Raw genomic sequence first — 16,086 nt, 5'->3', positions numbered from 1 at the left:
AAAAAGAGGGGGATAAAAAGATGAAGAAGTTCTTAGTATTATTCGTTTCCTTGCTTTTAGTTGTATCACTAGCAGCATGTAGTAGTGGCTCATCAGGTGATGGCGAAAAATCAGGTGATAAGGAAAAATCAAAAGATGACAAAGTCACTCTACGGATTGCATGGTGGGGCTCTCAACCACGACATGACTACACGCTTGAAATTATCAAAATGTATGAAGAACAAAATCCAAACGTAAAAATCGAGGCTGAATATGCAGCATGGGATGATTACTGGAAGAAGCTTGCTCCACAAGCAGCGGCAAATGAGCTTCCAGATATTATTCAAATGGACTTATCGTATTTGTCTCAATATGGACAAAATGGTCAATTAGCTGATATGGGACCATTTGCAGGTAAAGAAATTGATACAAGTGATCTTTCTGACAACTATGTTGATGCTGGTAAGTTAGGCGACAAGTTGGTTGGACTTAGCTCCGGCGTGAACGCTGTCGGATTCCATTTTGACCCTGCGTTATTAAAAACTATCGGAGTAGACAGCATTCCAGAGGATTGGACTTGGGATGATTATAAAGAAATTGCCCAAAAAGCTAAAGATGCTGGAGTTTATATGGACACAGGAATGAAGGCAGATGTGTTCTTTAATTACTACTTAAGAACACAAGGAAAATCACTTTTCGGCAAAGATGGCACTGGTTTAGGATATGATGATGATCAATTATTTATCGACTTCTTCGAAATGCATTCGGGTATGGTTAAAAACGGTTCTACACCAACTCCTGACTATTTAGCACAGTTAAAAGGAATTGAAGATGACCCTGTGGTTACTGAAGATGCAATCGGAATTTTCCAATGGTCAAACCAATTTGTAGGATTGCAACAAGTTGCGAATCGACCATTAGAAATGGTAGGTATGCCAGGACCTGATGCAGATAAAGGACTTTACTTAAAGCCTAGTATGTTCTGGTCAATTGCCAATAATTCAAAACACCAAGAAGAAGCTGGTAAGTTTATCGACTTCATGATCAATGATATTGAAGCAAACAAATTAAATCTTGGGGATCGTGGTGTACCAGGTTCACCTAAGGTACAGGAAGCTCTAAAACCTGAACTAAGTGAAGCACAAGTTCAAGTATTTGATTATATTGAGTGGGCTGATGGTAATAGTTCAAGCTTTGACGGTCCAGATCCAGTTGGAGCGGGTGAAGTGATTGAAACACTTGATGCTTTATCTGAGCAAATGAACTATGGTCAACTTAAAGTTGAGGATGCAGCTAAACAATTCAGACAACAAGCAGAAAGTGTCCTATCTCAAAATAAATAATATGTAGCAAACCGATAGCTAATCCTCTGCACGATTAGCTATCGTCCTTTCATCTTAGGGAAAGAAATCAGAGAAAAAGGAGATGAAAACATGAGTACACCTGTAATAAAGGACAAAGTTAACGCTAATATCCCGATTCGTCCGGTTAGTAAGCGAATGCGTGCTTTCAAGGAAAACATGACAGGCTATGCGTTTATTAGTCCGTTTATTATCGGTTTCCTAGCGTTTACGTTAATACCGATTGTAGTGTCTTTGTATTTTTCATTTACCAATTACAATTTATTTGCGCCGCCAAAATGGATTGGTTTGGATAACTACAAAAAAATGTTTACAGCAGATCCTCGTTACTGGCAATCTTTAAAAGTGACCCTTATCTATGTTTTTGCTGGGGTTCCATTAAGACTAGCTTTTGCTTTGTTAATTGCCATGATGTTAAATACGGCTTCCAAAGCGGTTGGATTATACCGGACCTTATTTTATTTACCTTCCCTTATCGGTGGAAGTGTAGCCGTTGCGATTATGTGGCGAAATGTCTTTGGGGATTTAGGTGTAGTTAATATTTTATTAGACTTAATCGGACTTCCGGTTGTTAGATGGTTTGGTGACCCAACAGCAGCATTATGGATGCTCATCTTCTTATCTGTCTGGCAATTTGGTTCTTCCATGCTCATATTCTTAGCAGGATTAAAAAGTATCCCAAGAAGTTATTATGAAGCTGCTAGCGTTGATGGTGCTAATGGATTCCAGCAATTCCTCAAAATCACCCTTCCAATGCTTAGCCCAGTGATTTTATTTAATACAGTCATGCAAACAATTGCTGCCTTTATGACATTCGTACCAGCATTTATTATTTCAAAAGGTACAGGTGGACCATTAGATGGAACACTTCTATACTCTTTATACCTATTCATTCAAGGTTTTGAGTTCTTTAATATGGGTTATGCTTCAGCAATGGCATGGATCATGTTAATTATAGTAGGTATTTTAACGGTAATCATTTTCACGACATCAAAATTATGGGTTCACTATGAATCGGAAGGGGGCAAATAACAATGAAATCGAAAATGAAGACACCAAGATGGTGGATATACCACATACTTGTTGGTGGTTTTGCGATTGTCATGCTTTATCCCGTTATTTGGCTCCTCATGAGTTCATTTAAACCAAGTGATACGATTTTTATTACGGCTAAATCACTTCTCCCAGACCCTTGGATTTGGACGAACTTTGCAGATGGATGGAAAGGAATTGGAGGGCATTCCTTCGGGGTTTTCATTAAAAATACAGCAGTACTGGTTGTATTAACGTTAATAGGACAAGTCATTTCATCAGCATTTATAGCCTTCGGGTTTGCACGATTAAATTTTAAGGGCAAAACACTTTGGTTTGGAATCATGATGGTAACGTTAATGCTTCCACATGATGTTTTAATGGTTCCACAATATATCATTTTTGCAAAACTTGATTGGCTAAACTCAATTAAGCCGCTAGTTATCCCAGCCTACTTTGGACATCCATTCTTTATTTTCCTTTTAGTTCAATTTATTAGGACGATTCCAAGAGAATTAGATGAAGCAGCGATTATTGATGGCTGTAATACCTTTGGAATTTTTTCTAGGATTATCTTGCCGTTAATTAAACCAGCATTGGCAACAGCGTCAATTTTCTCCTTCTATTGGACGTGGGAAAATTTATTAGGACCAGTTCTATACTTGAACTCACCAGCTAAGTATACCGTTTCGATGGCATTAAATATGTTCTTAAGTAATGAAACCGTATCAAACTGGGGAGCGATGTTTGCAATGTCGGTAGTCTCATTACTTCCAGTCTTTATCATATTCTTTATCTTCCAACGTCATGTTGTGGAAGGTATCAGTATGAGTGGGTTAAAGGGATGAATGATAACAAGATTGCCACTTCGTTATGGGGTGGCAAATTCCCTTTAAGTTAATGTAAAAAAGGCAAAGGAGGATTATCAATGGAGACAAAAGGTTTTTTTGGCGGTTTCTATAGTTTGCTAGAATGGATTTCACGGCTAGCATTCTTAAATTTATTATGGATTTCATTTGCGATTATCGGTTTAGGCATATTTGGCTTTTTTCCTGCAACGCTTGCATTGTTTGCGGTTGCGAGAAAATGGATGCTAGGAAATGATGATGTATCTATTTTTAAGACATTTTGGACTACGTATAAACGTGAATTTGTAAAAGGTAATTTGCTTGGTCTTTTAATTACAGCGATTAGTTTGGTTTTATACATTGACTTTCAGTTTGTTTTACACGCAACAAATCAATTTGTATCCATGCTATTTGTACCTTTGTGCTTTGTTACATTAATTTTTGTTGCCATGGTTTTCTATATCATTCCAATGTATGTACATTATGATATGAAAATCAAACAGGTGGTTAAGAGTTCCTTTTTTGTCATGATTATGAATCCATTATCTACTTTTTATCTATTAATAGGAAGCTTTGGGATTGTTTTTGCTCTTTCTTTTGCACCGCCAATTTCTATTCTGTATAGCGGAAATCTCTTAGCACTGTTTATTATGAAGCCTGCGATGAATGCATTTGAAAAAGTAGATCGAAAATCAAAGCTTTTGCTTCAAGAACAATAACAAATCGGGTCCTCAACTTTTGAGACCCGTTTTTTACTAATTTGTGAAACAAAAAATGTTGGAGGGGTATACCATGGAGAACACAATTATTGTAAATACAGATATTCAACGTGGAAAAATAAATAAGAATATTTATGGTCATTTTGCAGAGCATCTTGGGAGATGTATTTATGAAGGAATTTGGGTTGGTGAGGATTCTCCCATTCCAAACACAAAAGGGATTCGTAACGATGTCTTAGAGGCATTGAAGAATATTGAGGTTCCAGTGCTTCGATGGCCAGGAGGATGCTTTGCGGACGAGTATCATTGGAAGGATGGGGTTGGTCCGAAGGAAACTCGTAAGCGAATGGTCAATACCCATTGGGGCGGTGTCGTTGAAAACAATCATTTTGGAACCCATGAGTTTATGCTTTTATGTGAGTTATTGGAATGTGAACCATATATTTGCGGAAATGTGGGGAGCGGAACCGTTCAGGAAATGTCCGAATGGGTGGAGTATATGACGTTTGAAGGCGAATCCCCAATGGCAAACTGGAGACGTGAAAACGGCAGAGAAGAGCCATGGAAATTAACCTATTTTGGAGTAGGAAATGAAAACTGGGGCTGCGGCGGGAATATGCGGGCTGAATATTATGCAGACCTTTATCGTCAATACCAGACTTATGTCAGAAATTATAATGGAAACAAAATTTATAAAATCGCTGGGGGCGCGAACTCTAGTGATTACCATTGGACAGAAGTGTTAATGAAAAATGCCCATCGAATGATGGATGGACTCAGTCTCCATTACTACACCGTACCCGGTCCTTGGTCTGATAAGGGTTCGGCAGTGGACTTCGAAGAAAATGAATGGTTCATTACCATGAAAAAGGCTATGCATATGGATGAATTGATTACGAAACATAGCAGTATCATGGATCAATATGACCCAGAAAAAAGGGTAGGGCTCATCATTGATGAATGGGGTACCTGGTTTAACGTTGAGAAAGGGACTAATCCAGGTTTCTTATATCAGCAAAATACACTTCGTGACGCTCTAGTAGCTGGTCTGCATTTTACTATTTTTCATAAGCATAGCGATCGCGTTCAAATGACCAATATTGCTCAAACCGTAAATGTTCTACAAGCGATGATTTTAACAGAAGGGGAAAAAATGATTCTAACTCCAACTTATCATGTATTTGATATGTTTAAAGTTCACCAGGATGCTGAACGTCTCGATGTTGAGCCATTCTATGGCAACTATGAATATGATGGTCAAATTCTTCCGCAGGTAAGCGTATCCGCATCTAAGAACGCTGAAGGGAAGACTCATATTAGCCTTTGTAATATCGATCATGAAAATGCAGCAGTACTGGACTTAGAATTACGTGGATTACATACTTCACAGATAAGTGTAACTGGAACAATCCTAACAGGTGACAGCATGAATGCTCATAATACCTTTGAACAACCCGACGTCGTGAAGGTAGAAGACTTTCATGGTGTAACCCTTATACAAAATAGACTGCACATCGAGTTACCAGCAATGTCTATTGTGACGTTATCAATCGATTCAAAAGTGGGCTTACTTAATGACTTGTAAGGGATGCAAAGAAACAGTTATTGTTTCAGACGAAGTCATTCAGAAACTTGTAATAGAAGCTGAAGAAGATCCTTCATTAATTGTAACAGATGAAATCTATGAAACTCGTTTAAAAGAATGTAACAGCTGCACTGCTCTGCAATATGGAACCACCTGCAGGTACGGAGGGTTTATCGTAAACTATCAAGCGAAATTTAAACAGAAGAGCTGTCCAAATCCAGTGGATACAAAGTGGACCAAGGAACGCTGAGTGTAAAACAAAACGAGGAGGAAAAAGTATGCCACAGCTAGTACTGGAAGATAACAAGATTTGTCAGGCGATTGACCAAGTTATTGAGAGAACAATAAATATGGATTTTGGTTGGGATTGGCCTGGAGGGGTTGCGTTTTATGGTATTGCTGAAGCGTATGAAGCAACCGGAGAAGATAAGTATTTACAATTTGTGAAAAATTGGGTAGATGAGGAGCTGGAGGATGGTCTGCCAAAGCTAACGGTGAACGCCTCGTCGATCGGACATATCCTGCTTACCCTATATAAGGCAACAAATGATGAAAAATACATTGAACATGCCACAAAAATGGCGGAGTTCTTACTTCATGATGCGGAGCGTTTTGATGATGGAGTCTTGCAGCATACCGTCAATGGAGACAAATATCATTTTCCTGAGCAAGCATGGGTAGACACGATGTTTATGGCAGGATATTTTCTGTTAAGAATCGGTCATTTGTTAGACAGGGAAGACTTTTTCAATTTTGGATTAAAACAATATCATGGACATGAAAGATTTCTACAGGATGACGATACGAATCTTTATTACCATGGATGGGACAATTTAGCGCAGAACCATATGTCTAGTATTTTTTGGGCAAGAGGCAACGGCTGGGCTGCTTATACGATGGCTAGAGCACTTGAGCTTATTGAAGTGCAGCATCCATCTTATATGATTATCGCCGATTCGTTACGTGATCAACTAAGTGCATTAGTTCGTCTTCAATCAGAGACAGGACTATGGCATACAATTGTAGATGATCCTTCATCCTATCTCGAGACATCTGGCTCTGCAGGGATTGCTGCTGCATTATTAACGAGAGGAAAATTATATAACAAATACATTCAACGGTCGATTCATGGCATTCTTGGAAAAATAAAAGAAGACGGTTCGGTGATGGGAGTTTCCTCTGGAACGGCGGTTATGTTTGATGCCAATGGCTATAAGGAAGTACCATTTAAACGGGTTCAAGGCTGGGGCCAAGGTCTCGCACTTGCTTTTTTGTCACAGGTATTAAAAAGGAAATCAATAGTAACATGACGAGTATTCATCTCTCTCGGATATGAAGCAAATAATCGCGGGACGACGCAAAAATCTTGGATTTGAAGCAAATAATCGGGGTTCGAAGCATAAATCCCGGATATGATGCAAATAATCGCGGGACGACGCAAATATCTCGGATTTGAAGCAAATAATCGAAGTTCGAAGCATAAATCTCAGATTAGAAGCAAATAACCGAAGTTCGACGCATATATCTCAGATTTGAAGCAAATAACCGGAGTTCGAAGCATAAATCTCAGATTTGAAGCAAATAACCGGAGTTCGAAGCATATATCGTGGATTTGATGCAAATAGCTGAAGTTCCGACGCATAAATCTCGGATTTGATGCAAATAACCGAAGTTCGAAGCATAAATCTCAGATTTGACGCAAATAATCGTAGTTCGACGCATAAATCTCGGATTTGAAGCAAATAACGGGAGTTCGACGCATATATCGTGGATTTGACGCAAATAACGGGAGTTCGAAGCATAAATCGTGGATATGACGCAAATAATCGGAGTTCGACGCAAATATCGTGGAGATGACGCAAATAATCGAAGTTCGAAGCATAAATCTCAGATTTAATGCAAATTATCGAAACTCAACATAGAGTTCAAGCCACATATGCCATTTAATTGTTAGAGTACTAGATTCATAAGGAGGAAAACAGATGCAGCCTTCATGTGTGGTGATTAATGCGAACTCAATCATTTCCGTGCCAGACAAACTAACAAACCCAGTAAAGCATGCGCTGGATATGATTCGAAGAGATCATCTTCATGTATTCGGAAAGACACCGCTACTTCAAACACTGGTATCCGAAACTGCCGATATTGTCATTCGCTATGCAGAGAACGATGAGGAATGTCCAGCGAGACCTGAAGCTTTTAGCTTTCGGTTCGTAGAGAATAAAGGGAAATGGTCATTTCATATTATCGGGTATGACGATTTGGGAATCATTTATGGTTTGCTTTATTACAGCGAAAAATATTTAGGGGTAGACCCATTTTGGTTTTGGGCAGATATACCGATACTACAAAAAAATGACATTCCTATCCCAACGGTATCTTATGATTCCGAAGAAAAAAAGGTAAAATACCGTGGCTGGTTTGTGAATGATGAGGTTTGTCTGATTGGCTGGAAGGAGGAATACCCTCCAACGAAAGAGGTATGGGTTCCCGTTTTTGAAGCTTTATTAAGATGCGGCGGAAATATGGTGATTCCAGGAACTGACCTGCCTAAACATGGAATACATGCAGAGTTAGCATCAGAAATGGGGCTTTGGGTAACTCATCATCATGCCGAACCTTTGGGTGCCGAAATGTTCTTACGAGCTTACCCCAATAAAACACCAAGTTATCAAGATCACCCAGAATTGTTTGAAGCATTATGGGAAGAAGCGATTCAAAAACAAAAAGACGACAAGATTGTGTGGGTATTATCATTTCGTGGACAAGGGGATGCACCGTTTTGGTTGTATGATCCGCAGTTTGACACACCGGAAAAACGAGGCGACATGATTTCCAAGGTAGTCAGAAGGCAATATGAAATGGTCTGTCAAGCAGTGGAGGAGCCAGTTTGCTGCATGGCTTTATATGGAGAAATAGCAGAACTCTATAAATCTGGGCATATTGATGTACCTGATGAAATCATTAAGATTTGGGCTGATAATGGCTACGGCAAAATGGTGTCGCGCCGTCAGGGAAATGAAAAAGGCAGAATTCCTGCTTTGCCAACTGAAAAGGATTTCGGTGAACATGGTATTTATTATCATATTACTTTTCACGACCTGCAGGCTTCCAATCATTTGACGATGTTTCCTTCTTCACCCGAACTAATTAAGGAAGAGGTTGAGCAGGCTTTTCGCCAGGGGGCTGACTCTTACCTCTTACTAAATAGCGGAAATATACGGCCGCATCTTTATACATTAGATTTAATGAAGGAATTATGGAATAACGGAAATATCAACGTAGCCAATCATTTACATACATTTGTGAACCGTCTTTACTCATCGAATGCAAATGAAATCATCAATCTTTATACGAGTTACTTTGATTGTACGATACACTATGGCGTTCACTCAGATGATCGAGCGGGAGAGGAATTTTACCATCATAATGCAAGACGAATCATAGGGCATTGGTTACAGGGAAAATCAAATGTACCTGATTCAAAGCTTTTCTGGGCAACAGGTGATGTCCCTTTTTCAGAACAGGTTCACTGGTTTAAGGAAAAGTGTGAGACGGCCTTAAATAGTTGGGAAGAGCTTTTAGAAAATTGCCAGGAACTCTTACCTCAATTGAAAAATGAGGATCAAACACGCTTTTATGATCAATTTATTTTCCAAGTCGAACTGCATGTTTCTGGATGTAAGGGATTTATCTTGTTATGTAGTGCGTATAGTGCTTTCGTTCAGGAAAAATATCCTCTTGCATTTGTTTACTTATCAAAAGCTATTGGCGCCTATAAGCTGGGACAACAAGCGTTTCAACGGGCAGAACATGGAAAATGGAAAAACTTTTACCGTGCCGATTGGTTAACGAATATTGAGAGTACGATTCAATCACTAGATACAGCACGTAGATTTGTGCGGATGCATGGCGATAGCCCTCATTTCTTTTTATGGTATAAGGAATATATTATGCCAGAAACAGAAAAGCATATTTACTTGGAAAACACTCATCGCAATCCATTGTCAAACGATGAGTTAGCCATTAAACTAGCAGAAAAATTACTAGATAAGGAGGATTAATATATGAAAAACAATCCAGTTTCTGATATGACAAATCTTTTTTTAGCAGGTGATTCTACTGTCGCGAGTTGCCCGAAACATGAGGCACCAATGGCTGGTTGGGGACAGGTGTTTCAATCCTTTTTTACAGATCAAGTGAAGGTTCATAACTTTGCGAAGGGTGGAGCCAGCACGAATACATTTATGGAACAAGGCTATTTAGATACCATCCTTCATTTCATCCAACCTGATGATTACCTATTTATTCAATTTGGACATAATGACCAAAAATCGTTTGGTACCGATCCATTTACTACCTATCAATCAAACTTAACCAAATATGTGAATGGAGCGAGAGAGAAGGGAGCCATCCCCGTCTTAGTGACTTCCGTTCAACGCAGAGCATTTGATGAACAAGGAAAGATCCAAAGTAGTCTCGGTGACTATCCAATTGCCATGATTCAATTAGCTGAAAAGCTAGATGTTCCACTGATAAACCTATGGGAAAAAACAAAAACACTTTATGAAACACTGGGTCCTGAAGGTTCCAAGCAATTATTCACGTGGTTTGCACCAAATGAAAATCCAAATTACCCGGATGGGGTTCAAGACAACACTCATTTTTGTGAGCATGGTGCAAGGGAAGTTGGAAAGCTTGTTCTTGAAGGAATCCAAGAATTAGATCTGCCAATCAAATCTTTTATTAAACAGTAGAAAAACAAATGAGGTGATGAAGATGGGTAAGAAATTATATCACGGTGCGGCCTACTATCCAGAGCTTTGGAACGAATCCGTCATAGAAGAAGATATCAGGTTAATGAAACAAACGGGTATTAATGTGGTGAGAATCGGAGAATTCGCATGGTCTAAGATGGAACCCGAGGAAGGCAAATTTGACTTAAGTTTCTTTGTGAACATCGTTGAAAAGCTTTTTAAAAATGGCATTGAAACAGTCATGTGTACGCCAACACCTACCCCTCCAATATGGTTTACACACGGACATCCGGAACGCATGTATGTTGATCGTGACGGGAAGGTGATGGGGCATGGTTCAAGACAGCACGCCTGTACGAACCATCCATATTTTCGGGAAAGAGCATCACTCGTAACTGAAAATCTAGCAAAAGCAGTTGGAAGTCTACCAGGTGTTATTGGGTGGCAAATCGATAATGAATTTAAGTGTCATGTGAGTGAATGTATGTGTCCAACCTGCCAAGAACAATGGCATCTTTGGTTAAAGGAACGCTATGAAACAATTGAAAATTTAAATGATGCATGGGGGGCGGATATTTGGAGTGAAGCTTACCTGAGCTTTGAACAAGTACCTCAGCCAGGACCAGCTCCATTTTTACACAATTCATCATTAAGTACCATGTACCAAATCTTTTCGATGGAGAAAATTGCTGAGTTTTCCGATGGACAGGCTGAAATCATAAGAAAGTATTCTACTGCACCAATTACGCATAATAGCTCTGTTTTCTTTAGTGTTGATAACGAGCGATTGTTCAAAAACTTGGATTTTGCATCGTTTGACACTTACACAATGATCGATAATTTCCCGAATTATCTTATGCTTCATGATTTATGGAGAAATTTTAAAAAGGGAACAGGCCACTGGGTGATGGAAACAAGTCCGTCATATGCAGCATCCTTGGAGAGTCATGCGATTGCACATCCGAATGGATATTTGAAAGCCGAAGCAGTGGCAGCTTATGCATTAGGTGCTGAAGCTTTCTGTTATTGGTTATGGAGACAGCAGCGAGCTGGCTGTGAACAGCCACATGGATCCGTCATAAGCGCGTGGGGGAAACCGACTGTTGGCTTTGAAAATGTGCTAGAAGTAGCGGAAATGAGAAAGGAAATTGAAGAGATCATTCTTTCAACAAACCCTTCTCAAGCAGAACTTGCGATTACGTATTCTGACAGAGCAGAGGCATTCATGAAAACCGAGCCGCATCAAGGGCTAAACTATCGAGTCCTATTCGCCGACTTTTATAAACGGGTGGTAACGATGGGGATACATCGGGATTTAATACCTGAAGGAGCAAGCCTCGATGGATACAAGCTATTATTTACACCGTTCATTCACTATCTATCATCTGAATATATTGAACATGCAAAGAAGTTTGTAGAGAATGGTGGCACTTGGATAGTCGGTCCTTTAACTGGGGGACGGACTGAAAATCATACGATCCATACAGATCGTGCTCTAGGTGAGCTTGAGAAGATTACCGGAGTAAATGTATTGTACACCTATCCAATGGATGGAACAGAAACGATTGGACGTGCCTTTGATATTTCCGCACCATTAAGCTTATGGAGCTCAGTATTTGAAGCAGATTCTAAGACTTCCATTGGAATGATCGAAGAAGGGCTGTCGAAAGGAAAATCCTTCATTTCAGAGCATACAATTGGTCAGGGTAAAATTGTCATGCTCGGATCCTTACCAACTGGAGAGGCCGGAGATCTACTCCTTCAGAATCTAATCAATCACTATTCACAACAAGCAAATCTGACCCTAAGAACCGATGTATCACCCGGAACCATCGTAGTTCCAAGACAAGCAAAACAAGGGGACGGTTCCAGTGTTTGGTTTATTATCAATATGGATGGTAAAGGCGGTTCTGTCACGATCCCAAAAACCGGTGTCGATATGCAGACAAATCAAGTCGTTAATCCAGGAAAAATCGAACTTAGTGGTTTTGAATATAAGATTATTCAATTTAACGAGAACTAGAGTATTAAAAAGAAGCAACGTCTACTTAGGCGTTGCTTTTATTGGACTTCTAATTCTTTTACAGTTTCTCCTTCAATCAACACGGGCTGATAAATAGTTTCATTAGGTAAATCCTTCTTACCTTGTAATTTCTTTATAATCCAATCCGCTGCATCACGTCCCATTTGTTCTTGCGGGTGGGTTAATGTCGTTAGTTTGATATTTGCATTCTTGGCAATATACGAATTATCCTGCCCTACAATAGATAACTCTTCAGGAACGGAAATCCCAAGTTCTCTACATACATTTGCTACTTCCAATCCAATCTCGTCGTTATAGCATACAAGAGCTGTCAGCATGTCCTTATTTTCGTTTATGAACTCTTTTAAATGAGTGTAAAGATGCTTTTTCGTTTCAGTATCGTATGAAAGCACTAACTCTGGTTGAAATCGTAGTTTGGCTTCTCCAAGTGCTTTTATATATCCTTTCATTCGGTATTTTCCTTGTAAATCATCTTTTTTGGAAATGAGTCCAATCTGTATATGCCCCTTTGAAATTAATTCCTTTGTTGCGAGATAACTGGATTGAACGTCATCAAGACATAGGAAAGGAACCTCCAATTCCTCATAATAAGCATTGATCATGATGAACGGTACATCCTGTTCCTTAAATGATAGATAGTATGAAATATTAGGATTGTACAGATTACTTTTGGTAGGTTCGACAATTAGACCGTCTACCCCAAATGATAACATCATCTCCAAAGCCTTTTTTTCTAGTTCGACATCATTATTTGTACTAGCCAGAAGAAGCGAATAATTATCCTCATTCAATCTCGCTTCGATTCCACGAATAATTGATGGGAAAATGTAATCAGAGATGTAGGTTGTGATGACACCGATTGTTTTTTTTGTTGAATGTCCATTGGATTTTGATCGATATTGGTTGCTAACATACGTGCCAGACCCTTTTTCACTTCGTAAAAACCCTTCTTTTGATAGCTCTAAAATGGACTTTCTTACTGTGTGCCTGCTTACTTCGTACTTTTCTTGCATCGCAAATTCAGTAGGTATTTGTTCTCCAACTTTATAATCACCGGAAAGAATTTTACTTTTAATGTCATCAATGATGACCTGATATTTGGGTTTCATTTTATTCACTTCTTTCAGTAGTTCAAGCATACATATTTCACACTAAGTATAGTTGTATGGACATATTCTATCATGGCAGTGTCGGAAATAGAAGGAATCACAGCTATAATGGACAAATAACTTTTACTCATGTTCTAAAATCATAACAAATAACGAAGAAAAATTGAACCAACTTCTAAATAATTGTCTGTATATTTTTTAATATTATTGACAAATGTACGTACAGAAAATATACTTGGGGTGTAATTTTAAAAAAGAAAACAGAATAAGCATCCATATTAAAATTATTGCCAGAGAGGGGATGTTATCGTGATGGCAGTTCGAGTAGATAGTAAAGAAGCGATTGCTAAGGGAGAAACATCACTAGGAATCGAATTAGGTTCCACACGTATTAAAGCAGTGTTAATTAATCATCAATTTGAAACAATCGCATCCGGAAGTTATGAATGGGAAAATCGCTTGGAAAACGGATTTTGGACGTACAACTTAGACGATGTTATCACTGGCTTGCAAACAGCTTACAGTGAAATGAAACAGGAAGTTGAACGAAACTATGGAATCACAATTCGAACGATTGGTTCAATTGGATTTTCTGCCATGATGCACGGGTATCTGGCGTTTGACAAAACAGGTGAGCTACTAGTTCCGTTTCGAACCTGGCGTAACGCCACAACTGGAGTTGCGGCAAAGAAATTGACTGAAAAATTTAATTTCAATATTCCTGAAAGATGGAGTATTGCTCACCTATACCAAGCCATTCTTAATGAAGAGAAACATTTACCGCGATTACATTTTATGACAACTTTAGCGGGTTACATTCATTGGTTACTGACCGGAAACAAAGCCTTAGGCATAGGAGATGCCTCTGGAATGTTCCCAATTGATGAAACGACACAAGACTACAATGAATCAATGCTCAAGCAGTTTGATGAATTAATAGCAAACGAGAGCTATCCTTGGAAGCTAAAAGATATTCTTCCTAAGGTACTTGTATCAGGTGAACATGGCGGAAAATTAACAGAAGCTGGAGCAAAAATTCTTGATCGGTCACAGGAATTACAGCCAGGCATTCCTGTTTGCCCACCAGAGGGTGATGCAGGAACAGGAATGGTTGCTACAAATAGTGTGAAGAAGCGAACCGGTAACGTTTCAGTTGGAACTTCCGTCTTTGCAATGATTGTCTTAGAAAATGAACTTTCAAAAGTATATCCAGAAATTGATATGGTAACAACACCAAACGGAAGTCCAGTTGCCATGGTTCATGCGAATAACTGCTCAAGTGATATCAATGCTTGGCTTGGATTGTTCAAGGAGTTTGCCGAAGCAATGGGACAAAAGGTTGAACAGGACAAATTATATGAAGTGATGTTGAATAAAGCTTTGGAAGCGGACCCAGATGGTGGTGGCCTACTAAGCTACGGTTATTTTTCAGGTGAAAATATTACAGGGTTAGAAGAAGGTCGACCATTATTTGTCCGGTCACCCGAGAGTCATTTCAATTTGGCAAACTTCATGCGAACTCACCTTTTTACTTCTTTTGGTGCGTTAAAAATGGGAATGGATATTTTAACAAAGAAGGAAAATGTAACAATTGACAGCATTTTAGCCCACGGTGGTTTATTTAAAACACCTGTGGTTGGACAGAAAATATTAGCAGCCGCAATGAATACGCCAGTTTCAGTTATGGCAACAGCTGGAGAAGGCGGTGCTTGGGGTATGGCTATTCTAGCATCTTATATGAATAACAAAACTGCAGATGAAAGCTTAGCAGACTTCCTAGACAAGAAGGTTTTTGAAGATGCAGATGGACAAAAAATGTATCCAGATGGGGATGACGTTAAAGGATTTGAAGATTTTATTGAACGGTATAAAAAAGGCTTAGCGATTGAGAAGGCCGCTGTGAATCATTTGGTTATATGAATGGGGGAGGGCTTAAGACATGTTAGAACAACTTAAAGAAGAGGTATATCAAGCGAATTTGGACTTACCTAAGCATGGACTCGTGAAATTCACATGGGGAAATGCAAGTGCGATTGATCGTGAAAGTGGTTTATTTGTAATCAAACCCAGCGGTGTCGATTATGAATCTATGAAACCTAGTGATATGGTCGTTGTTGATCTAAAAGGGAATATTGTAGAAGGAGAGTTGAACCCATCTTCAGATACAAAGACTCACGCAGTCCTCTATAACCATTTCCCAGAAATCGGTGGAATTGTGCACACTCATTCCACTTGGGCCACGATTTGGGCTCAAGCAGGACTTGATGTACCGGCGATGGGGACGACTCATGCAGATACATTCTATGGTTCTATTCCATGTGCTCGTTTCTTAACTCAAGAGGAGATTGATGAGGGTTATGAGGCACAAACAGGTCATGTCATTATCGAAACATTTGAAGAACGCGGGCTAGATGTTTTAGCTGTTCCAGGTATCTTACTCCAAGGTCATGGTCCATTTACGTGGGGCAAGGATGTTAAATCAGCGGTCATAAATAGTGTTGTATTGGATGAAGTAGCAAAAATGAATTTATTCGCACGCGAATTAAATCATTTTGCTCCAATTTTGCCGCAACGTGTTTTAGATAAGCACTATTTACGAAAGCATGGGAAAAATGCTTATTACGGTCAAAAATAATCGAAAACTATTAATCT

13 protein-coding genes are annotated in these 16,086 nt (G+C 39.2%); 12 read left to right on the top strand and 1 reads right to left on the bottom strand.

What is annotated here, in order from left to right; translation table 11 throughout:
• Positions 1–20 precede the first annotated feature (20 nt).
• From LKW28_RS02940 to LKW28_RS02895, 10 genes are all read left to right on the top strand, one after another.
• A complete protein-coding gene (locus LKW28_RS02940; RefSeq protein ID WP_229138834.1) occupies positions 21–1,322 on the top strand; it encodes an ABC transporter substrate-binding protein in 1,302 nt (433 codons plus the stop codon).
• 156 nt (positions 1,323–1,478) lie between these two features.
• Positions 1,479–2,372 (top strand): carbohydrate ABC transporter permease, encoded by an 894-nt coding sequence (locus tag LKW28_RS02935; protein ID WP_229139047.1) that lies wholly within the window; start codon positions 1,479–1,481, stop codon positions 2,370–2,372.
• A 2-nt stretch (positions 2,373–2,374) separates the two neighbouring features.
• The gene (locus tag LKW28_RS02930) at positions 2,375–3,220 is read left to right on the top strand and encodes a carbohydrate ABC transporter permease (protein WP_229138833.1); all 846 of its coding nucleotides are present in this window, start codon (positions 2,375–2,377) and stop codon (positions 3,218–3,220) included.
• A gap of 80 nt (positions 3,221–3,300) precedes the next feature.
• Positions 3,301–3,939, top strand: coding sequence for a YesL family protein (locus LKW28_RS02925; protein WP_229138832.1), 639 nt, complete (start codon positions 3,301–3,303; stop codon positions 3,937–3,939).
• A gap of 73 nt (positions 3,940–4,012) precedes the next feature.
• Complete coding sequence (locus LKW28_RS02920; protein WP_229138831.1) at positions 4,013–5,524, top strand: alpha-N-arabinofuranosidase; 1,512 nt, start codon at positions 4,013–4,015, stop codon at positions 5,522–5,524.
• Positions 5,514–5,774 (top strand): DUF6171 family protein, encoded by a 261-nt coding sequence (locus LKW28_RS02915; RefSeq protein ID WP_229138830.1) that lies wholly within the window; start codon positions 5,514–5,516, stop codon positions 5,772–5,774. The genes LKW28_RS02920 and LKW28_RS02915 overlap by 11 nt, the downstream gene beginning before the upstream one ends.
• A gap of 28 nt (positions 5,775–5,802) precedes the next feature.
• The gene (locus LKW28_RS02910; RefSeq protein WP_229138829.1) at positions 5,803–6,834 is read left to right on the top strand and encodes a glycoside hydrolase family 88 protein; all 1,032 of its coding nucleotides are present in this window, start codon (positions 5,803–5,805) and stop codon (positions 6,832–6,834) included.
• 672 nt (positions 6,835–7,506) lie between these two features.
• Positions 7,507–9,588 carry a glycosyl hydrolase 115 family protein gene (locus LKW28_RS02905; RefSeq protein WP_229138828.1) on the top strand — a complete coding sequence of 694 codons (2,082 nt, stop codon included), beginning with the start codon at positions 7,507–7,509 and terminating at the stop codon, positions 9,586–9,588.
• A 3-nt stretch (positions 9,589–9,591) separates the two neighbouring features.
• Complete coding sequence (locus LKW28_RS02900; protein ID WP_324255000.1) at positions 9,592–10,281, top strand: rhamnogalacturonan acetylesterase; 690 nt, start codon at positions 9,592–9,594, stop codon at positions 10,279–10,281.
• Positions 10,282–10,303: 22 nt separating this feature from the next.
• Entirely contained in the window at positions 10,304–12,304 is a 2,001-nt protein-coding gene (locus tag LKW28_RS02895) for a beta-galactosidase (RefSeq protein WP_229138827.1), read from the top strand.
• A gap of 38 nt (positions 12,305–12,342) precedes the next feature.
• Here LKW28_RS02895 and LKW28_RS02890 read toward each other — a convergent pair whose 3' ends face one another.
• Entirely contained in the window at positions 12,343–13,434 is a 1,092-nt protein-coding gene (locus LKW28_RS02890; RefSeq protein ID WP_229138826.1) for a GntR family transcriptional regulator, read from the bottom strand.
• A gap of 312 nt (positions 13,435–13,746) precedes the next feature.
• Here LKW28_RS02890 and LKW28_RS02885 point away from each other — a divergent pair, with 312 nt between their 5' ends.
• Together LKW28_RS02885 and LKW28_RS02880 are read left to right on the top strand one after the other, a co-directional pair.
• Positions 13,747–15,354 carry a xylulokinase gene (locus LKW28_RS02885; protein WP_229138825.1) on the top strand — a complete coding sequence of 536 codons (1,608 nt, stop codon included), beginning with the start codon at positions 13,747–13,749 and terminating at the stop codon, positions 15,352–15,354.
• 19 nt (positions 15,355–15,373) lie between these two features.
• Entirely contained in the window at positions 15,374–16,069 is a 696-nt protein-coding gene (locus tag LKW28_RS02880; RefSeq protein WP_229138824.1) for an L-ribulose-5-phosphate 4-epimerase, read from the top strand.
• Positions 16,070–16,086 lie beyond the last annotated feature (17 nt).

Origin of the sequence: Bacillus sp. REN16, from assembly GCF_020731355.1 — a bacterium.
Lineage (GTDB): Bacteria > Bacillota > Bacilli > Bacillales > Bacillaceae_L > Ferdinandcohnia.
The sequence above is the reverse complement of the archived record's forward strand: the minus strand, read 5'-3'. Positions and strand labels throughout refer to the sequence as shown.